Source organism: Streptomyces yokosukanensis (genome assembly GCF_001514035.1).
In the GTDB taxonomy this organism is placed as follows: Bacteria; Actinomycetota; Actinomycetes; order Streptomycetales; family Streptomycetaceae; genus Streptomyces; species Streptomyces yokosukanensis.
Genome location: NZ_KQ948217.1, coordinates 192,268 through 210,931 on the forward strand (window position 1 = coordinate 192,268; position 18,664 = coordinate 210,931).

16 protein-coding genes, 5 tRNA genes and 1 pseudogene are annotated in these 18,664 nt (G+C 70.8%); 12 read left to right on the forward strand and 10 right to left on the reverse strand.

The features are described from left to right. The first annotated feature begins 259 nt into the window (after nt 1–259). On the forward strand, nt 260–820 hold the full coding sequence (locus AQI95_RS28525) for a CGNR zinc finger domain-containing protein (RefSeq protein WP_067129930.1): 561 nt from the start codon (nt 260–262) through the stop codon (nt 818–820). 122 nt (nt 821–942) lie between these two features. Here the strand turns inward: AQI95_RS28525 and AQI95_RS48070 are convergent, their stop codons facing one another. Next, the gene (locus AQI95_RS48070; RefSeq protein ID WP_167361970.1) at nt 943–1,095 is read right to left on the reverse strand and encodes a hypothetical protein; all 153 of its coding nucleotides are present in this window, start codon (nt 1,093–1,095) and stop codon (nt 943–945) included. A gap of 208 nt (nt 1,096–1,303) precedes the next feature. Next, nucleotides 1,304–1,747: a hypothetical protein gene (locus AQI95_RS28530; protein WP_067129933.1), complete on the reverse strand. Its 444-nt coding sequence runs from the start codon at nt 1,745–1,747 to the stop codon at nt 1,304–1,306. Nucleotides 1,748–2,058: 311 nt separating this feature from the next. Here AQI95_RS28530 and AQI95_RS28535 point away from each other — a divergent pair, with 311 nt between their 5' ends. After that, nucleotides 2,059–2,583 carry a DsbA family protein gene (locus AQI95_RS28535; RefSeq protein WP_067129936.1) on the forward strand — a complete coding sequence of 175 codons (525 nt, stop codon included), beginning with the start codon at nt 2,059–2,061 and terminating at the stop codon, nt 2,581–2,583. 80 nt (nt 2,584–2,663) lie between these two features. On the opposite strand, the gene AQI95_RS28540 is transcribed toward AQI95_RS28535, so the two are convergent. The 3 genes from AQI95_RS28540 to AQI95_RS28550 form a co-directional block, all read right to left on the reverse strand. After that, nucleotides 2,664–3,488 carry a GNAT family N-acetyltransferase gene (locus tag AQI95_RS28540; protein ID WP_067129939.1) on the reverse strand — a complete coding sequence of 275 codons (825 nt, stop codon included), beginning with the start codon at nt 3,486–3,488 and terminating at the stop codon, nt 2,664–2,666. Between the two features lie 79 nt (nt 3,489–3,567). Then, complete coding sequence (locus AQI95_RS28545) at nt 3,568–4,389, reverse strand: aminotransferase class IV (protein WP_067129942.1); 822 nt, start codon at nt 4,387–4,389, stop codon at nt 3,568–3,570. Further along, nucleotides 4,386–5,441 carry a chorismate-binding protein gene (locus AQI95_RS28550; RefSeq protein WP_067129945.1) on the reverse strand — a complete coding sequence of 352 codons (1,056 nt, stop codon included), beginning with the start codon at nt 5,439–5,441 and terminating at the stop codon, nt 4,386–4,388. The genes AQI95_RS28545 and AQI95_RS28550 overlap by 4 nt, the downstream gene beginning before the upstream one ends. 178 nt (nt 5,442–5,619) lie before the next feature. On the opposite strand from AQI95_RS28550, the gene AQI95_RS28555 reads away from it, so the two are divergent. The 5 genes from AQI95_RS28555 to AQI95_RS28575 all read left to right on the forward strand — a co-directional run bounded on the left by AQI95_RS28555 (nt 5,620) and on the right by AQI95_RS28575 (nt 6,097). Continuing rightward, nucleotides 5,620–5,692, forward strand: a tRNA-Gly gene (locus tag AQI95_RS28555). A 38-nt stretch (nt 5,693–5,730) separates the two neighbouring features. Next, nucleotides 5,731–5,804, forward strand: a tRNA-Cys gene (locus tag AQI95_RS28560). Between the two features lies 1 nt (nt 5,805). Next, nucleotides 5,806–5,877: transfer RNA gene (locus tag AQI95_RS28565), tRNA-Val, on the forward strand. Between the two features lie 47 nt (nt 5,878–5,924). After that, nucleotides 5,925–5,996 (forward strand) — tRNA-Val (locus AQI95_RS28570). A 29-nt stretch (nt 5,997–6,025) separates the two neighbouring features. Next, nucleotides 6,026–6,097 (forward strand) — tRNA-Val (locus tag AQI95_RS28575). A gap of 48 nt (nt 6,098–6,145) precedes the next feature. On the opposite strand, the gene AQI95_RS28580 is transcribed toward AQI95_RS28575, so the two are convergent. The 3 genes from AQI95_RS28580 to AQI95_RS48075 all read right to left on the reverse strand — a co-directional run bounded on the left by AQI95_RS28580 (nt 6,146) and on the right by AQI95_RS48075 (nt 8,236). Continuing rightward, nucleotides 6,146–6,451 carry a TFIIB-type zinc ribbon-containing protein gene (locus AQI95_RS28580; RefSeq protein ID WP_067129948.1) on the reverse strand — a complete coding sequence of 102 codons (306 nt, stop codon included), beginning with the start codon at nt 6,449–6,451 and terminating at the stop codon, nt 6,146–6,148. A gap of 80 nt (nt 6,452–6,531) precedes the next feature. After that, nucleotides 6,532–7,476, reverse strand: coding sequence for a phosphotransferase family protein (locus AQI95_RS28585; protein ID WP_067129951.1), 945 nt, complete (start codon nt 7,474–7,476; stop codon nt 6,532–6,534). Nucleotides 7,477–8,059: 583 nt separating this feature from the next. Then, on the reverse strand, nt 8,060–8,236 hold the full coding sequence (locus AQI95_RS48075; RefSeq protein ID WP_167361971.1) for a hypothetical protein: 177 nt from the start codon (nt 8,234–8,236) through the stop codon (nt 8,060–8,062). Nucleotides 8,237–8,881: 645 nt separating this feature from the next. On the opposite strand from AQI95_RS48075, the gene AQI95_RS28590 reads away from it, so the two are divergent. Continuing rightward, nucleotides 8,882–10,438, forward strand: coding sequence for a serine/threonine-protein kinase (locus AQI95_RS28590; RefSeq protein ID WP_079071512.1), 1,557 nt, complete (start codon nt 8,882–8,884; stop codon nt 10,436–10,438). 70 nt (nt 10,439–10,508) lie between these two features. Here the strand turns inward: AQI95_RS28590 and AQI95_RS28595 are convergent. Both AQI95_RS28595 and AQI95_RS28600 read right to left on the reverse strand, forming a co-directional pair. Beyond that, a pseudogene (locus tag AQI95_RS28595) lies at nt 10,509–10,928 on the reverse strand (TrmH family RNA methyltransferase); the annotation flags it as partial. A gap of 157 nt (nt 10,929–11,085) precedes the next feature. Then, entirely contained in the window at nt 11,086–12,549 is a 1,464-nt protein-coding gene (locus AQI95_RS28600; RefSeq protein WP_079071513.1) for a recombinase family protein, read from the reverse strand. A 1,437-nt stretch (nt 12,550–13,986) separates the two neighbouring features. Between AQI95_RS28600 and AQI95_RS28605 the strand changes: the two genes are divergently transcribed. Genes AQI95_RS28605 through AQI95_RS28620 form a run of 4 tightly spaced genes read left to right on the forward strand, consistent with a single transcriptional unit; the run spans nt 13,987 to nt 18,375 of the window. Then, a complete protein-coding gene (locus tag AQI95_RS28605; protein ID WP_067129957.1) occupies nt 13,987–14,739 on the forward strand; it encodes a TnsA-like heteromeric transposase endonuclease subunit in 753 nt (250 codons plus the stop codon). Beyond that, nucleotides 14,736–16,628, forward strand: coding sequence for an integrase (locus AQI95_RS28610; RefSeq protein WP_244188869.1), 1,893 nt, complete (start codon nt 14,736–14,738; stop codon nt 16,626–16,628). Before AQI95_RS28605 ends, AQI95_RS28610 begins: the two co-directional genes overlap by 4 nt. Next, the gene (locus AQI95_RS28615) at nt 16,625–17,677 is read left to right on the forward strand and encodes a TniB family NTP-binding protein (protein WP_107121769.1); all 1,053 of its coding nucleotides are present in this window, start codon (nt 16,625–16,627) and stop codon (nt 17,675–17,677) included. Before AQI95_RS28610 ends, AQI95_RS28615 begins: the two co-directional genes overlap by 4 nt. Then, a complete protein-coding gene (locus tag AQI95_RS28620) occupies nt 17,668–18,375 on the forward strand; it encodes a TniQ family protein (RefSeq protein WP_067129963.1) in 708 nt (235 codons plus the stop codon). The genes AQI95_RS28615 and AQI95_RS28620 overlap by 10 nt, the downstream gene beginning before the upstream one ends. Nucleotides 18,376–18,664: the final 289 nt, after the last annotated feature.

Consider the following 18,664-nt stretch of genomic DNA (forward strand, 5'->3'; position numbering starts at 1 on the left):
GGGCCAGGACAACCGCAAACGGCACAGCAGAGCGCCGTCACCGTGAGCGCCTCACGGGACGGCGCCGAGCTGTGCGCGCCCGGCTCCGCCCCGAAGGCGTGACCCGCCCCCGCCGCAGCGGCGCGGGAACCGCTGCGGGCGTCCCGGCGTTGTACCGGCAGTCGAGGTCGGGCGGAGCACGGTGCGGCGGGCGGGGTTGTCGCTACCATCGGCCAGCATCGGCGGGCGTCCGCCCGACCCCCAGGCCAGGGAGCGAAACGTGCTGATCACCCACGACACCCGGTGTGCCCTCGACACCGTGGTGGATCTGGTGAACACCGCGCCGGAGGACGACGCGGCGGCCGACGGACTGCCCGACGTCCCCGCTCTCGCGGATTTCGTACGAAACCACGAGATCAGCGACGTCGGCGTGCTGTCGGATTTCGATCTCTCGGCGGTGCGCCGGATCCGGGGGCGCTTCGCGGCGATCTTCGCCGCGCCGGACGCCCGCGGCGCCGCAGTACTGATCAACGAGCTGGTCGCCGCGGCGGGCACCACCCCGCGCCTGACGGACCACGACGGCTACGACTGGCATGTGCACTACTTCGCACCCGGCGCCTCGGTCGCCGATCATGTCGCCGCCGACTGCGGGATGGCCCTGGCCTTCTTCGTGGTCGCCGGGGAGCAGGAGCGGCTGCGGCGCTGTGAGGCACCGGACTGCCGGCGCGCCTTCGTCGATCTCTCCCGCAACCGCTCGCGCCGCTACTGCGACAGCCGCACCTGCGGCAACCGGCTGCACGTGGCCGCCTACCGGGCCCGCCGAAAGGAAGCGACCGGCTGACGGACCGGCGACGGGCGAAGCCGCGACGGACCGGACACACCGCGGCCGGGGCGGGTACGGACAGGCGGGCGAGGCGGGCGACGTCGGTCCCGGCGGGTGGCGCCGGGACGGACGTGTACGGCTCACAGCAACAGCAGGTCGTGCAGCGCAGCCATGAGGAGCAGACACCCGATCACCGCAAGGAAGATCATCAGCGGTGGCTGGGATAGGGCGAAAAGGCACCCGCGCGGCTCGTCCTTCGGCGGCGCGGCCTCGCTCTCGGTCGTGTCCAGCATCTCGCGGAGATCATGACCCACGCAGGGCCCTGAGCGCGATCAACACACCACCGATATGCGGGAGTTGCCGTATATCGCGCCGTCTCGTCCGACTTGCTTCGGGTTGTGAACGGTTCCGGACGTGCGCGCGACCCTCTGTGTCGTTTCGGTCCGAGCCGGTCCGAGCGGGTCGTCAGGGCTGCGGGACGACCGCGCCGCTATGCGCGCGTCATATGCCGTGCTTCTTGAGGATGGCCTCGATGTCGCTGAAGTCCTCGCCGGAGCCGGTGGCGCGCGGGGCGGTGGCCGACCCGGTGGCGGGGCGCTTGCCCGCGCCCAGGGAGGGTGCGGAGGCCCTCGGGGCCACGGCCTCGGCCTGATCGCCGCGGGCCGCTCTGCGCTCTGCGCGGGTGCCACCGCGCCGGCGTTCGACCGCGCGTGTGCCCGCGAACAGGAGCCAGGCCGCGCCCAGCACCCCGAAGCCGGCCCAGGCGGTGGGGCTGAAGGCGGTGTCGGCGAGCCAGCCGACGACCCCGGTCATCACCAGGCCGACCGGCACCAGCGAGTAGGCCGCGATGCGGGTCGCCGCGAGGAAGCGCTTGCGGTAAGCCGTGACCACCGCGATGCCCAGGCCCGCCGCGGACGCGGCGGAGCAGACGGTCTCGGCAATCATCCGGTCCTCCTGGCGGGCTCGGTCGGGTGGCGGGGCACTCGACGAACGCGGCGCACCGACACGACGTACCGCCTCCGTCCCCTCCATCCTGCACCGCCTCGTCCTCCCGATGCCACGGTCCCGCAGGACATCAGGGACATCTCCGGGTCGTCTCCTCCCGGGGTGCCGGTGGCGCCGTACCCCTCCTCCGCCGCCGTCCCCGCCAGCGCCCCCGCGCGGCCGCCTCCTCCGTGAACGCCGCCCCGGTCCGACGACGGCCGCCGTACCGTCCCGGTTGGGTCGCCCGCGTCCGGCCTGGAAGACTGGTCGGCATGAGCGACTCCTCCCCCGAACGCGCCGACGTCGTCGTTCTCGACGTCTGGTGCGAACTGCAGTGCCCCGACTGCCGCACCGCCCTGGACGACGTCCGCGCCCTGCGCGCCCGCTACGGCGACCGGCTGGAGCTGCGGCTGCGGCACTTCCCGCTGGAGAAGCACAAGCACGCCTTCGCCGCCGCACAGGCCGCCGAGGAGGCACTGGAGCAGGGCGAGGGCTGGCCGTACGTGGAGGCCGTGCTGGCGCGGGTCGAAGAGCTGGACGGGAAGGGGGAACCCTTCCTGGTCGAGGTGGCTCGGGAACTGGGCCTGGACGCCGAGGAGTTCGACACCGCGCTGATCGACGGCCGGCACATCCTGATCGTGGACGCCGACCAGGCCGAGGGCAAGGCAATCGGCGTGACCGGCACCCCGACGTACGTCATCGGCGGCGAACGCCTCGACGGCGGCAAGAGCCAGGAGGGTCTGCGCGAGCGCGTCGAGGAGATCGCCGACCGGCTGCTGGGCGGCGAGGAGGCCTGAACCCCGCGCGAGGTTCGCCTCGTGGCGCCCCGTCGTCCTCGCCCGCGTCCGCGACGCGCGGCCATCAGGCCGCGCCGCGCCTACAGCAGGGGCTTGGCGAGAGCGTGGGCCGTCGTCTCGTAGCCGAGTGACTCGTACAGCCGCTCGGCCGGGGTGTTGCCCGCGTGCACATTGAGGCCGAGGACCGGCCGGCCGGCCTCGACGGCCTGGCGTTCGGCCAGCAGCATGAGCGTACGGCCGTGGCCCCGGCCGCGGTGGGCCGCGTCGGACTCGACGTCGAACACGAACGCCCCGCCCTCCTGCAGTGCCAGCCACAGCGTGCCCACCCGGGCGCCTTCGTGCTCCAGGACGGTGAAGAGCATGCCGTCGGTCGCGAGCCCGCGCGGCAGCAGTTGTTCGTGGTCGCTGCGGGCCTTGTCGCGGGCCGCGGCCTCGGGGACACCGCGCTCGATCCACATGCGCGCGTAGTCCTCGCGCGCATGCTCCTCCCAAGCGTCGAATTCGGCTTCGGTCATGGACCGCGCGCTGCTGCCCGTCGGCAGGTCGGGCGGCGTGGCGCCGAGGCGCTTCTCCATGCGGCGGCTGCGTGGTGTGTAGCCGAGGGCGCCGAACAGCCGCAGGGCCGTGTCCGCCGAGGCGGGGACGGTCGTCTCGATCTGCGTGCAGCCCCAGCCGCGTGCCACCTCCTCGGCGGCGAGCGCGGCCACCGTGCCACGGCCGCGCCGTCGGTCGGGCTCGGCTATGCGCAGGTCGCTGACGCGTGCCATCGCCGGGCCGAAGGACGGCGAGGTGCCGAGGTGGATCTCGCCGACAGGACGGCTGTTCACGCATACCTGGTAGCGCCGGGAGCGGGTGCCGTCGGGGTTCTTCTGGAGCGGCTCGAGCGGCCGCAGGGTCGTGGTCATCACTGGTGTTCTACCCGCGGCCGACCGCCGAGTCAGCCCGTTTTCCCGGGCCGCGGCCGCCGGACGGGCCGTGCCCGGCTCAGGGGTCCAGGTCGTGCCCGGACCGCTCGTCGAAGATCCGCATGGCCTTGGCGGTGACCGGGCCCGGGGTGCCGGGCAGCTCGCGGTCGTCGATCCGGTGCACGGCCTGGACGTCCCGCAGGGTCGAGGTGAGGAAGACCTCGTCGGCGCGGCGCAGCACGTCGAGCGGCAGGTCGGTCTCCTTGGCGCCCGTCCACTCCACGGCCAGCGCGCGGGTGATGCCGGGGAGGCAGCCCGAGGCGACGGGTGGGGTGTGGATCTCGCCGTCCAGGACGACGAAGACGTTCGACCCGGTGCCCTCGCAGAGCTGACCGACCGTGTTCCCGAACAGCGCCTCGGAGGCCCCGTGTTCATGGGCGCGGGCGAGGGCGACGACGTTCTCGGCGTAGGAGGTGGTCTTCAGGCCGGTGAGGGCGCCGCGCTCGTTGCGGGTCCACGGGACGGTGATCACGGCGGTGGTGTCGGGACGGCGGGTGGTCGCGCCGACGGCGACGACGAGGGTGGGACCGTGCTCGCCGCGGTCGGAGCCGAGCGGGCCGTGGCCGCCGGTGTAGGTGATCCGCAGCCGGCCGAGCGGCATCGGGTTCGCCTCCAGGACCGCCGCGCAGGCCTCACGGACCTCGTCGTGGTCGGGGTCGGGCAGGCCGAGGCCGCGGGCCGAGCGGGTCAGCCGGTCCAGGTGCCGGGTGAGGGCGAAGGGCGTGCCCCAGGCCGCCTTCACCGTCTCGAAGATGCCGTCGCCGACGGTCAGCCCGTGATCGAAGACGGAGACGCGGGCGGAGTCCTGGTCCCGCAGCTCGCCGTCCAGCCAGATCCTCATGCGATCACCTCTCCGCTCGCCTCGTACACTCCCGACGCTATCGCGAGCAGCCGGGACGCCTTCAGCTCGGTCTCCTGCCACTCCCCCTCGGGGTCCGACCCCCAGGTGATGCCGGCACCGGTGCCGAAGCGCAGGGCGCCCTCGGCGCGGTCGATCCAGAAGGTGCGGATGCCCACGGCCAGCTCGCCGACGCCCCGGTCGGCGTCGACCCAGCCGATGCCGCCGCAGTACGGCCCGCGCGGGGCGGTCTCCAGGGCCTCGATGATCCGCAGGGCGCTCGACTTCGGCGCACCCGTCACCGAGCCGGGCGGAAAGGCGGCCGCGAGCAGCTCCGGCCAGCCGGCCCCGGCCCGCAGCTCACCGCGGACCATGGAGACCAGGTGCACCAGACCCGGATGCTTCTCGACGGCGCACAGGTCGGGAACGGTCACGGTGCCTGCCGTGCTGACGCGCCCGATGTCGTTGCGGACCAGGTCCACGATCATCACGTTCTCGGCGTAGTCCTTCTCCAGAAGGTCCGCCTCCGTGCGTCCGGTGCCCTTGATCGGTCCGGACTCCACGACACGGCCGTCCCGGCGCAGGAACAGCTCGGGCGAGGCGGTGGCGATCTCCACCCCGTGCTCCGGCAGCCGGATCGTCCCGGCGTACGGCGCCGGGTTGCCGCGGGCCAGCAGCGCGGCCAGGGCGTCCACGTCGGCGTCCGGGGCGACCGGCGCGCTGACCACCCGGCAGAGGTTGGCCTGGTAGACCTCGCCGGCCGCGATGTGCGCGCGGATCCGGCGGACGGCCGCCGTGTACGCGGCCCGGTCCAGGGAGGAGGTCCAGTCCTGCGCCGCCGGGCCCCGCCAGCCGCCCGGCACCGGCGCGGGCACCGGCTCCGCACGGACGTCGGCGAAGCGTGCGCAGGTCAGCCGCCCCTCGAAGTCCGCGCAGACGGCCCAGAAGCCTGTGGAGTCCAGGGCGGCGGGGTCACTGGTGACGTCCAGGAGCCGGGTGGCGACGCGGTCGCCGAAGCGGGCCAGAGCGGGGAGCTGGGGAGGGTGCTGGAACACGTGGACGAGTCTAGGCGGGTGTCCGAAAGGTGGCGCCGGGATGACCCCGAGGGGGCCCTGACCACGTCGTCCTCAGGACGCGACGCGGACACCCTGCGCAAACGCGTTTTTGTGCTGGCCCGGGAATCCGCTAGAGTTCAACACGTCGCCGGGACGCGCAAGCGGACCGAAACGACAGGCGGACGTAGCTCAGTTGGTAGAGCGCAACCTTGCCAAGGTTGAGGTCGCGAGTTCGAGCCTCGTCGTCCGCTCGAAGGAAGAAGGGGTCATCCCGATCCCCTACACTCCTGGTGGAGTGGCCGAGAGGCGAGGCAACGGCCTGCAAAGCCGTCTACACGGGTTCAAATCCCGTCTCCACCTCCAAGGACGATTAGCTCAGCGGGAGAGCGCTTCCCTGACACGGAAGAGGTCACTGGTTCAATCCCAGTATCGTCCACTGGATCTTCTCGCAAGATCCACGGGTCTTCTCGAAGGTCCCCACCCGCGCGATTAGCTCAGCGGGAGAGCGCTTCCCTGACACGGAAGAGGTCACTGGTTCAATCCCAGTATCGCGCACCGACTGTGACCCCAGGGTCACGTCTCGCGGACGATTAGCTCAGCGGGAGAGCGCTTCCCTGACACGGAAGAGGTCACTGGTTCAATCCCAGTATCGTCCACACATCAAGAAGCCCCCGGCCGTCTCGGCCGGGGGCTTCTTCGTGGGCTCAGCTGGAGAAGAGCATGTGGGCCCAGCTCTTGTGGCCGTGGTGACCATGGTGGCCGTACTGCCCGTGGCCACCGCCGTGGTGACCGCCGTGCGGGGCACCCCAGGCGGGCGCGGGCGGGGCCGGGTACGCCTGCGGGGCGGGCGGCGCCGGCGGGACGGACTTGGACCACTGGGCCTCCAGCTGGGTCAGCGCCTCCAGCTCGCCGTAGTCCAGGAAGATGCCGCGACAGCCGCTGCACTGCTCGATCTGGACGCCATTGCGGTTGTAGGTGTGCATCGGCGCATGGCACTTCGGACACTGCATGGTCGGCTCAACTCCTCGCCGGTCGGTACTGCTTCGCGCTTCCCCAGGACAGACTCCGTCCAGTCCCGGGCGGTTGCAGCTTAGCCCGTGTGTTCGGATACCAACTGGTGTGGAATCGGGGCCATTCGGACACATGCCCCGACGAGCTGCTGTTCCACTTCGTCCAGCTCGCGGCCGGCCGCGAGGGCCTTGGCGAGGGCGAGGGCGGCCGTCTGCACGGTCAGCGCGCGGGCCGGGACGTCCAGGACGGGCCAGGGGTCGCCGGCCATGGGCACGGCGGGGCCGCCGGCCCGCTGGTACGCGCCGAGGAAACGGGTCCACTCGTCGGGCGGGAGAAGCCCGCAGGCGTACCAGGCGGCGGGGCGGGCGAGGTCCCAGGCCGGGACGCCGACCCCCAGGTCGTCGACGTCGATCAGGCGCCAGGGGCCGTCCGGCGCGGGGTGGCGGACGAGCTGGCCGAGGTGCAGGTCACCGTGGCAGAGGGTGGGGGTGCCGGGCATGGGAGCCTCCGCACGGGCCCAGGCGGGCAGGGCGGCCCAGGCCTGCAGGACGGGACCGGCCGCCGGATGGGGCGCGCCCCGCAGGGCGGTCCGCAGCCGGCTTATGGCCCGGGCGGCCTTGGCGGGGCCGCGCATCGGGGGCAGCCCGTCGAGCGGGGCCGCGCGGTGCAGGTGGGCGAGGAGGGCGCCGGTGGCCTCCCAGGGGGCCGCCTCCGGGGTGTCGGGGTCCACCGGGGCGCCGTACGGCCAGAAGGTCACCAGGCGGTCCCCCAGCGGGGCGGGCGCCAGGTCGAGCGGGGGCAGGAGGGCGTCGGGGAGGCGGGCGGCCATGGCCAGGCGGAGGCTCAGCTCGGCGGGGTCCGTCCCCGGGGCATGGGCCTTCGCGACGGTGTCGGCGTGCCGTACGACGGTGGCGTCCGGGCGTTCGGCAAGCGCACCGCCGCCGCAGGGGCAGGGGGCGTCACCGGTGCTGCCCGGGTGGGCCGCGGCTCTGACCTTCGCGGTGAGCGCGGGGAGGAGGGTCAAGGGGGGCCTCTGCGGTCGGGGGGTGAGGGTGAGCGTACGACGGTTTCGGGGGCGCGGGCTCACGGGTGCCCTGCGCCGCAGCCGCGACCGGGAGGGGTGCGGCCTTCCACGGCACGCGCGGGTGCCGCGGTTGCGGGTGCAGTGGCCGCGGACGTCTGGGGGGGGCGGGAAACTGCGCGACCGACGACGACTGCGCCGTCGGCCGACTGCTCCTGAGCCGTCGACGGCCCACGGCCGACTCGGCGAGCGGCCACAACTGTCTCGCCGACCGGCCACGACGACTGCCTCGTCGACCGGCCACGACAACTGCCTCGTTGATCAGTCACGGCCGACTCCGCGACCGGCCACGACAACTGCCTCGTCGATCACCCACGACCGGCTCGGCGACCGGCCACGACGGGCCTGCGGCCGCACGCGGTCTCGAACGGCCCGGCGGGTGGGCGCGCGCCCTCCGAACGGCGCAATGCCGGCGCAGCTCCCCAGCTGCGCCGGCATTCGTGCCGTCCGCCGCACCCCCGTCCCCACGGGGTTTCCTGGATGGATGTCCCCACCCGGACCGCTCTTCCGGGCCTGGGGTCGCCGCTCAGCGCCCCAGCATCGCACCCACGGACGACGCCTGTGTGGCCACCGTCTCCCAGCCGTCGAAGACGAGCAGGAGCAGGGCCGCCAGGGGAAGGGCCATGAGCGTCGCCACCAAGGGGTGGCGGCGACCCGTCCGGCGGGATGCGAACGTCGTGCGTCGCGGTGCCGTGTGGGCCATGGTCCCTCTCCTGACCGTGTCGGTTGTCATCGGCAGCGGCGGGTGTCTGACCTCGGGGGACGAGTGCTGCACCCGCCGCTTGACCTCAAATCTAGGCGCGGGGCGGGCACCGGGCGTCATGCCTTCGTACCGATTGCCGGGCCTCCCGGAGGATGAGCCATGACCTGGGAAGTACTCCCCTGGGTGGAGAAGCCGTACGGGGTCTCGGGGTCTTCCCGGAGGGGGCGCCCGCTGTGTCCGATCATGTCCGACGCACCGGTGGGCCCGAAGGACCCGTGCTCGGCCCTGCCCGAGGCGCCCGACAGGCCGGGAGGAGTGACTTCGATCACTTGGAGTCGAGATGGGACATATGCTGTGTCGGGCTCGTGATCCACCCCGCGCCCGGGTCTTCCGACGACCCCCACCGCCCGTCCGGCGGGTGCCCGACCCGTCGTCACCCGCCGTCCCGCCACATCAACACCCTTGGCACCAGGATCGGTTGAAGGAACCGATGCCCCAATGCCCCACAAGCCGCCGACTTCCTGACCGTGTTTCATCTTCAACGGGACACCGGCACAATCCACCCGGCCCGGAGGGCGCGGCCTCTGCGCGCCGACGGCCATGGAAACGTAAGCTGTGCCACGTCACAGGGACCGGGCAGCGGGGATGAACATGGCGATGATGCGCCTGAGGCGCGAGGACCCGCGCGTCGTCGGCTCGTTCAGGCTTCACCGACGGCTCGGCGCGGGCGGGATGGGCGTGGTCTACCTCGGCTCCGACAAGAAGGGGCAGCGGGTCGCGCTGAAGGTGATCCGGCCCGATCTGGCGGAGGATCAGGAGTTCCGGTCGCGGTTCGCCCGTGAGGTCTCGGCGGCTCGGCGGATCAGGGGCGGCTGCACGGCCCGGCTGGTCGCCGCGGACCTGGAGGCCGAGCGGCCCTGGTTCGCCACGCAGTACGTGCCCGGCCCCTCCCTGCACGACAAGGTCGCCGACGAGGGCCCGCTCGGCGCGGCCGACACCGCGGCGATCGGCGCGGCGCTCTCCGAGGGCCTGGTCGCCGTGCACGAGGCCGGTGTGGTCCACCGGGACCTCAAGCCCTCCAACATCCTGCTGTCCCCGAAGGGGCCGCGGATCATCGACTTCGGCATCGCCTGGGCCACCGGCGCCTCCACCCTCACCCACGTCGGCACGGCGGTCGGCTCCCCCGGCTTCCTCGCACCCGAGCAGGTGCGCGGCGCGGCCGTCACCCCGGCGACCGACGTCTTCTCGCTCGGCGCGACGCTCGCGTACTCCTCCACCGGCGACTCGCCCTTCGGACACGGCAGTTCCGAGGTGATGCTGTACCGGGTGGTGCACGAGGAGGCGCAGCTGCACGGCGTACCGGACGCGCTCGCCCCGCTGCTCCGGGCCTGCCTGGCGAAGGACCCCGACGAACGGCCCAGCACGCTGCAGCTGTCGCTGCGGCTCAAGGAGATCGCCACCCGGGAGGCGCAGGGCCTGGCCGACGTACGGCCGCCCGCGCCGCGCGCCGCGGAGGCGGACCGGCCCACCGGGCGGCTCGTGGACACCTACCCCGACCAGCAGCGCACCCAGCGCCGCACCTCCCCGACCACGCCGGTGCCGCGCGGTGGAGCCCCCTCCCGTGGCGCCGTACCGGCGCGCGGTCCGGCGCCCTCGCGGGGCGGCGGGCCGCGCGCCGGCGGTACGGGTGCCCCGGCACGGCCGGGCTCGGCGCGCCCGGCTCCTCCGGCGCCGCGCAGCGCCGGGGGGCGGTCGGGTGGCGGCCGTCCCGCCGCGCGCGGCGGTTCGGGGCGGTCCGCGCCACGGACGACGAGCACCGGGCGGCGGCCGGCCAATCCCCGGCTGCTGCGCCAGCGGCTGTTCGTCTTCGTGGTGGTGACGCTGCTCGTGGCGCTCGGCATCGCGGTGGCGCAGGGCTGCCAGGGTCCCGCGCGCGGGCTCGGCGACGACAACGGCCGGCGCCCGGAGCGCGCGCAGCAGGGCTATCCGTCGGCGGACACCGACCCGTCGGCCGACGCCGACCCTGCGACCGACACGGTCCCCTCGACCGACGCGGCCCCCTCGCCCGGCACCGGCCGACCGGTGCCGGACAGGCACACCTCGCCGGTGCCGGACAGGCACCCCTCGCCGATGCCGCGCGGGCACACGCCACCGGTGCCCAGCCGCGAGGAGTCGACGCAGAACCGGGACTTCGGGAGGTAGCCGACGGCCCCGAGGACCGGTCGGCCGAGGCGCGAGCGGCAGGCGGCAGGCGGCAATCCGGCGAGGCGGGTCAGGACTCCGGTCGGCCGGTGGCCACCGCGTAGAAGGCGACCGCCGCGGCCGCGCCCACGTTGAGCGAGTCGACGCCGTGGGACATCGGGATGCGGACCCATTCGTCGGCGGCGACCAGGGCCTGGGTGGACAGTCCGTCGCCCTCGGCGCCGAGCATCAGGGCGACCCGGTCCATCTTGTGCGGGGCGGCCTCGTCGAGGGGGCGGGCCTTCTCGTCCGGGGTGAGCGCGAGCAGCGTGAAGCCGGCCTCGCGAACCGACTCCAGGCCCTTGGGCCAGGTCTCCAGACGGGCGTACGGCACCGAGAACACCGCGCCCATGGACACCTTGACGCTACGGCGGTACAGCGGGTCGGCGCAGTCGGGCGACAGCAGGACCGCGTCCATGCCGAGGGCTGCCGCCGAGCGGAAGATCGCACCGCCCATCTTCGGTTTGGGTCTACAACGGGGCCGTCCTGAAGCACCCTGTCCTCTCCGGACAGTGACACGAAAGGAACGCTCACACTTCCGTTCGATCCACTGTGATGAGCTTGGCCTTACGGGCTTCCGAGGCTTGTGACGGGGTCTGCGCTTGCCTTCAGGTAGCACTCGCAGCCGTGACCTTTCGATCCTCGATGACCACTTGCTCGGCCAAGGGCATAGGATCGCGACGCTTCCGGCCGCGCGGCACGAGAGCCACCTCCAACAGGGCCTCCACGAGGTTCCGCTGACGCTCCAGGGGCAGTTCGACCCACTGCCCCTTGACCCTTGAGGTTCCAAGGTCTAGCCCGATGAGCAAGTCGCCTCCAGCAACTTTCTTGAGTGGAAGCTCGGCCTCCTTCAGCTTCTCTCGGGCCGCCGTGGTCGCTGTAGTGAACTGCTCGACCGTCATCAGGTCAGCGGCGAGAAGCTTGGCGAGTTGATCGAGCTTGGCCCTCTGCCTCTCGGCTTCCGCCTTGGCCGCGTCGACCTCGTCGATCCCTGAGGGTACCAGCAGGCCAAGTGCATCCGGACGAGACAGCCGATCAATCATGTCGCCGTGCGTACGCATTTCGGCATACTCGCGGTTCGTATGGACGTGCGACATCCGACACGAGTACGTCAGCTCCCCCCGGTTCGAGGCTGCCCGCACCGTCTCCCCGCACTTCTGGCACCGCGCAATGCCTGTAAGAAGGGATTGAGGCTTGCGCCCGCTGCGCCCGGCGTTCTCGCCCTTCTTCCGCCTTGGATCCCCGAGCAGCTGGACCAGCGCGAGATACTCCTCCAGCTCCAGGATCTTCTGCCAGACTCCCGTGCCTACCTCGTCGCCGTTGTAGACGCGGATACCGGCGTACCGGGGGTTCACGAGGACGTTCTTCACCCCACGCGCAGACCAGCCAGCCTTCGGCTTGCGCTTCCCCTTCTCCCAGCCGATCTCCGCGCGCGACGAGATGAGCCCCGCGGCACTCCACTCGCGTGCAACCTCGGCCAGCGCCTTACCGGCGAGTACGTCGCCTGCAGCCTTGCGTATGGCGTCAGCTTCCCTCGGTATGACAGTGATCCGGTCGTTCTCGTAGCCGAAGGGGCGGACTCCCCCGAAGTGGACATCGCCTTCAGCGGCTCGTGCAGCGTTGGCCAGCCTCTGCCGCGCTGCCTTCCGCTCGACCTCGGCACGGGCGACCGCCGCTAGGATGCGCGCCACCATTCGGCCTACATCCGTGGTCAGGTCGATGTCGCCCGAGGCGGTCGCAACGCCAACGCCAGCGTCCTCGGCGAGGAGGATGAGCTCCTCCAAGTCAAGCATCGAGCGAGTCATACGGTCGATGTGCCAGGCGACGATGATGTCCACCGCGCGGGCCTCGACCATGGCCAGAACCGACTTCCAAGCCGGCCGCTCCTTGCCGGTTGAGGCCGAGATCGAATTGTCGACCTGCTCGTCCACCACGGTCCATCCGCGCAGCTCACAGAGCCTTCGGCAGGCTTCGAGTTGCCGCTCGACCGAGCGTCTCTCCCCAGTGACATCTAGGGAAACGCGCGCGTAGATTGCTACGCGCTTGCTTCGGAAAGTCTCGGGCGCTTCCACCGGTAATCCTCAATCTGGCGTCAGGCCGCCAGTGTGTGTTTCTTTCGGGTGGGGGCGAGCAGCGTGCGTATAAGGCGGCATTGCTCGCTGGTGAGCGGTGGGGGCGGGTCAGTTTCCCTACGGCGCCTCGCGATCTCGATCGCCTCATCCAGAGAGAGCTTCACAGTGCCGCTCGGCCGTCCATGGGCCATGGGCCCCACTTCGTGGGCAGCGGCGCGGAGGGGTGTTCCTCTGGTTTCTCGGCGCACATCTCGATCTCCGTAGGTGGACCCCACTTTTCGCGTCTCGTCAGAGACCTCGTCGATCGTCAGCTTTTGCCCATTTCGAACCTCTAGCGCCATGACGTCACCTCGCGATTCCGGATAGACGCGGAGTCGGCGAGCAAGTCAGAAGCAGCGGCCAGCTCGGGGTGAAAGAGGGCAGGGGGTATCGCGGATCGGCACATGAGGTGGTGTTCCTTACGGAGGAGGAGCGCGGGGCGAAAGACCGGAATCAACGACGCCGGGAACCCACGTCAGCTCGGCACAGGTACCGCTGGGCGGCTGAGGATTTCAAGCCAGTAGCAGGCAGCAGCCGCTCATTACCTCCTGTCGCCTATGCGGCACTCCCTACGGCGTCCGCTACGGCTCCACCGCCAAGCACAACCGCTGCGAACACTCTCAATGGTCTTCACGAACGACCATTTGCCCAACCACCGATCTTCGGCTATATTCCGCGCCCGCGCAGGCAGGCTCGCGAACTCCTTCCGGCATACGAAGCTCAGAAAGTCGGCCGCTAGGACCGAAGCGCAGGGGTCTCGTCATCAGCGACGAGACCCAGCAGGTGGTCGGCAGTAAGGCGGTCAAGGTTTTGGGCTACAGCTCGCTCGGAGATGCCCACGGCTCTGGCAACGTGACGAGTTGATCCGCCGGGATGCCTCGCGATGTGCGCGATGACTTCGCGGTCGCGGCGGTAGCCGCCTTGCAGCAGATCCTCGCTAAACAGCCCGGCCGCAGCGCAGTGGACAGGGATCCGTAGTCCTGCGTCTGCTGGGCGGTCCATGCGTTCGTGGCGCCGAGCGCCAGCAGGACAGGTGCAGTGAAGCGGGCGGATCGGAAGGTTCGAGACAGGTGGACCTCCATGAGACAGGGGTTTGGCTGCGAGTCCGAGTGGCGCAGGCCGTGGGCTTTCGAGGCGGCCAGCCGACAAGCCGTCCGCTCCAGGAGCCCGCATCCCTTCACTGACCTGGTGTTTTCGGGGACGTTGTACGTTGACATGGTTCCGGAGGAGGTTCCAGTCCCTAGGGGCTCTTTCTCGTCTGCCGTGGGCGGATGTGTCCTTTGACATTGAAGTCAGTCGCTTTGTCATCCAATCGAGGCGTTTGACAACGAACCCAGTCGTTTCGGCTTTTGTGACAGTGAACCTAGTCGTGTGGAGTGAGCACGCTGGGGGTGTTGTATGGCCGTACCGGCTGGGGCGGACGGGGCCGTGCCGTACGTCGAGGTGTCGTGTGTGGAAGGCAAGCGCGATCGTCGGCGGCGTCCGCTGTTGGACTGCGTGTCGGTCAGGTTCGAGTACGCGAGGCCGGTACGGCCGTTTCGGTGGCCGCCGGGTGGGCGCTGGTTCCCGGGCTGGTACTGGGCGGCGACGACCGGGCAGCTTGTCGGTTTCGAGTCGTGGCTGGAGCGGGACCGTCTCATGCTCATGGACTTCGATCCCGCGGTGGTGGGTGTCGCTTCCCAGCCGTTCTGGCTGTACTGGCACGACGGTACGCGTGAGCGTCGGCATGCCCCGGACTTCTTCGTGCGCCGTGCGGATGGCTCGGCCGTGGTCGTCGACGTCCGCGCCGACGACTGCATCGCACCGCGCGATGCCGAGGCGTTCGAGGTGACGCGCAGGGCCTGCGCGGAAGCCGGGTGGGGCTTCGAGCGGGTGGGGACGCCGGAGGCGGTGCTGCTGGCGAACGTGCGGTGGCTGTCGCGTTACCGTCACCCCCGCTGTCGGCAGGGTCCGGTCGCGGCCCGGCTGATGGAGGTCTTCTCGCAGCCGGGGCCGCTGTTGTCCGGGGCCGACAGGGCCGGCGACCGGCTGGCGACGCTGCCCGTGTTGTTCCACCTGCTGTGGAGGCAGGAGCTGTCCGCCGAGGCGATGGCGGTCGAACTGCTGAGCCCGCGCACGGTGGTGCACCTGGCCGACGGGGGTGCCCGATGAAGGAGGAAAGGCAACGGGTTCCGCCGACCGCCCGGATTGCCGAGTTCCCCAAGAAGGCTGCTGACCAGGCTCGTTGGTGGGAGGGGCATATTTTGGAGGTGCTGCACGGTCTGCCGCCGGATGCCCCCCAGGGGGCGGTGCCACGACCGGAGTTCGACCCCAGGCTGCACTCGCTGGCCGAACGCGAACGCGCCAAGGCTGCCGAGCTGAGGGCGGCGGGCCACCGGGTGACGGCCAGTGGCCTCAAGCAGCGGCGTCATCGCTATCGACGCGACGGGCTGGTCGGGCTGGCCGACGGCCGGACGGCCAAGCAGATGCCTCCCTTCGGCCGAATTTCCCCGGTGGTGATCGACGGGATGCGGCAGGCGATTGCCGAGACGGCTGACGCCTCCTCGCGGACGATCGGATTCATCATCTGGCGGACCAGGCAGATCGTGGCGTCCCGCGAGGATGGCGACGGCATCGAGTGGCCCCACGAGCGCACGCTTTATCGGCTGTTCGACAAACTGGCGGCCGGGACGCATGCGACCGGCTCGGCGACTACGCGCCGCTCGCTGCGTGCGCGTCCGGCCGGCCCGTTCGGGGAGGTGCCGGCCATCGCTCCGGGCGAGTTGATGCAGATCGACTCCAGTCCGCTGGATGTCCTGGTGCGCCTCGACGACGGCATCGCGGAGAAGGTCGAGTTGACTGCGCTAGTCGATATCGCGTCCAGGTCGATCACTGCTGCGGTGCTGCGGCCGACGACGAAGGCGGCCGACGCCTCCGCCCTGGTGGCCCGCAGCATCACGCCGGAGATGATGCGTCCGGGCTGGCCGGAGTCGCTGCGCATGTCCCGGTCGGTGCTGCCGCACCGCCGGCTGCTGGCCTTGGACGAACGGCTGGAGCATGCGGCGGCGAGGCCGGTGATCGTTCCGGAGACGGTCGTCTGCGACCACGGCAAGGTGTTCATCTCGAACAACTTCCGGGCTTCCTGCCGCTTCTTGGGCATCACGCTGCAGCCGACGCACAAGGCGTCGCCCTTCGAGAAGGGAGTGATCGAGAAGACCCTGGGGTCGGTGGCGACGCTGTTCGCGCAGTTCGTCACGGGCTACACCGGCCGGTCGGTGGACCGCCGCGGCCGGCACCTGGAGGACGGGCCGTTGTGGTCGCTGCCCGAGCTGCAGGACCTGCTGGACGAGTGGATCGTCGCGGTCTGGCAGAACCGGCCGCATGACGCCCTGCGCGACCCGGACGCGCCGAAGCGGGCTTTCTCGCCGAACGAGAGGTACGCGATGCTGCTGGAGTCGAGCGGCTACGTTGCGGCCCCGATGAGCGGTGAGGACTACGTCGAGCTGCTGCCGGAACGGTGGCAGGCGATCAACGCCTACGGCATCATGATCAACCACCGCACTTACGACAGCCCGGCGTTGAACCCGCTGCGCCGTCAGCGCTCCGGCGTCGCGGAGAAGAACGGCTTGTGGGAGATCCACCACGATCCCTACGACGTCTCCCGGATCTGGGTACGCGACCGACGCGGCGAGGGGGACCGGTGGATCACCGTGTTCTGGCGGCACCTGCACCGCGTCGGCGTCCCGTTCGGCGAAATGGCCTGGGACCACGCCCGCCGACAGGCCCCGGAGCATTGGAACGAGGCACAGATCGCGGACGCGGCAGCCGCCCTGCTCCAGCGCGCCCACGATGGCCCCCGGGATGAGAAGGACGCCCCGGCTAGACAGTCTCAGAAAGATCGCCGGGTCGCCGCCCGCACCCGGGCGACCGCCCCAGGCCGGGAGACCCCCGATCCGCCAACTGACAGCGCCCCGGTGGATGAGGACACAGACACCGCGTCGGCGAAGGTCACCCCGCTCGGTCTGTTCGACCCGCTCGCCAACCCCTGGAGGCGCCCGTGACCCCATCCATGCCGGCAGCCCGGCGCCCCGCATTGCGGGAGGCCGACGCCGAGGCCGGCCGACAGCTGAACACCCTGACCGGATGGCGCAGATTCATCGACGGGCCACCCGCACCCCCGGCCCTGTCATCCCGAAGCGCTTGGCAGCGGATGTCAGCGTCCGAGCGGAACCTCTACGACGAAGACCGCCTGGACCATCACGCCCGCATGCTGACGATCGCCACCTCGTTCGTCGAGAAGACGGCGATCTGTGGCCGCCGCCTGGTCCTGCTCAACCGCCACGCGATCAGCGCCCGCCGCGGGCTGATCGTTTCCGGCCCCGCAGGCACCGGCAAGACCATCGCCATCACCCAGCTGGGACACTCCCACGAACTCCTCGACCAGGCCCGGCACCCCCACCTCACCGACCGCATCCCGGTCGTCTATGTCACCGTGCCGCCTGCCGCGACCGCCCGCATGATCGCAACCGAGTTCGCCCGATTCCTGGGCCTGCCGGTGCGGGCCCGCTCGAACATGACCGACATCATCGAGGCCGTCGTCGGTGTCTGCACCGACACGCGCACCGGCCTGGTACTGGTCGACGAACTCCACAACATCTCACTCACCAGCCGCCACGGCGCCGAAGTCGCCGACACGCTCAAGTACTTCTCCGAGCGCCTGCCCGCCACCTTCATCTACGCCGGCATCGACATCGCCGAATCCAGCCTGCTGTCCGGGACACGCGGCGCCCAGATCTCCGGCCGCTTCACCCTCATCCCCTCCCGCCCCTTCCCCTACAACAGCGAATGGAAGGGCCTGGTCGCCACCATGGAGGACACCCTGCGGCTGCACCACCACCGCCCAGGCACGCTCACCGGCCTGGACCGCTTCCTGCACGACCACACCGGCGGCATGATCGGATCACTCTCCCACGCCATCCGCGGAGCCGCGCTCGACGCCATCCTCACCGGCACCGAGAAGATCACCAAGAAGAGCCTCCAGGACATTCCGCTCGACCACACCGCCCACACCACGGCGTCGCTGGCCACGAAGACTGCAACATGCCGATGAAGAGCGAACTACCACCCCGGGTTGCACCGCTGCCGGTCCGGCTGCGCCCCTGCCTGGGGGAATCCGCGAACTCCTACATCCGGCGCCTGGCGCGCGCCAACCATCTCAAGCCGAGCTTCCTGCACTGCTATCTCTGCGGCCCACCGCAGTGGTTCGGCAAGCCGCTCCTCGAGCACCTCGCTACGGCCGCAGGCCACCCGCCCGAAGCACTCGAACGCGCCCTTGCTGACGCCAACGCCCTCGGCGGCACGAACCGACCACGTCGGCGCCTCCCCAGGAAGAATCCCTTCACCGGGCACCGGGACCTGGCCGACCGCATCGCTCAGGAAGCCCTGAACGGCACGCCGATCCGCACGCTCGCAAAGCGCCACAACCTCAGCTGCTGGGACATCCGCTTCGCCCTGGAGATCCCACGCCTGACCACCACACTGATGGGTCCGCTGACCGACCCGATCACAGGCGCACTCGCCGACCTGATCGAGAACATGATCAGAAAGAACCTCAGCGGACGGCAGATCTGGATGGAACTCATGGACCACCACGACTACGTGGTCACCTACGACAGCATCCACCACTACATCCGGCACACCCGATCCCGTGACAGCGAGCAACGCAACAGGGCACTGGATCGTGAGTACGCAACCGGAGCGCCAACGGCCCTGTCGCACACAGGAAACAGAAGCACCAGGCCAGAGTAGGTCTACCCACATCCGGAAGGCCGCTCTACTCTACGCTTCGAGCAGGACAGCATCACTCGCCCAACGCTGTCCTCCCGGAAGCGAACACGGCCGGGAAAGACTCCCGCGTCGTCCCGGCCACCGGCGAGGACACCCCGCGCGAGGCTCGTTGAGGGAGGGGCTCAGGCACTCGCGCACACGGCCGTCGCCGGACCGCCGACAACAGACCGGCGGCGGCCGCCACAGTGAGCCCAGCAGGGTCTCGGCCAAGAGCACGGTGTCCAGGGCGCCTACCCCAAACGGAAACCCC

Coding starts and splice junctions, on each gene's coding strand:
- AQI95_RS48070 (WP_167361970.1), bottom strand. CDS start 1,095: ATGCTGGACACGACCGAGAGCGAGGCCGCGCCGCCGAAGGACGAGCCG.
- AQI95_RS28530 (WP_067129933.1), bottom strand. CDS start 1,747: ATGATTGCCGAGACCGTCTGCTCCGCCGCGTCCGCGGCGGGCCTGGGC.
- AQI95_RS28535 (WP_067129936.1), top strand. CDS start 2,059: ATGAGCGACTCCTCCCCCGAACGCGCCGACGTCGTCGTTCTCGACGTC.
- AQI95_RS28540 (WP_067129939.1), bottom strand. CDS start 3,488: ATGACCACGACCCTGCGGCCGCTCGAGCCGCTCCAGAAGAACCCCGAC.
- AQI95_RS28545 (WP_067129942.1), bottom strand. CDS start 4,389: ATGAGGATCTGGCTGGACGGCGAGCTGCGGGACCAGGACTCCGCCCGC.
- AQI95_RS28580 (WP_067129948.1), bottom strand. CDS start 6,451: ATGCAGTGTCCGAAGTGCCATGCGCCGATGCACACCTACAACCGCAAT.
- AQI95_RS48075 (WP_167361971.1), bottom strand. CDS start 8,236: ATGGCCCACACGGCACCGCGACGCACGACGTTCGCATCCCGCCGGACG.
- AQI95_RS28590 (WP_079071512.1), top strand. CDS start 8,882: ATGAACATGGCGATGATGCGCCTGAGGCGCGAGGACCCGCGCGTCGTC.
- AQI95_RS28605 (WP_067129957.1), top strand. CDS start 13,987: ATGGCCGTACCGGCTGGGGCGGACGGGGCCGTGCCGTACGTCGAGGTG.
- AQI95_RS28610 (WP_244188869.1), top strand. CDS start 14,736: ATGAAGGAGGAAAGGCAACGGGTTCCGCCGACCGCCCGGATTGCCGAG.
- AQI95_RS28620 (WP_067129963.1), top strand. CDS start 17,668: ATGCCGATGAAGAGCGAACTACCACCCCGGGTTGCACCGCTGCCGGTC.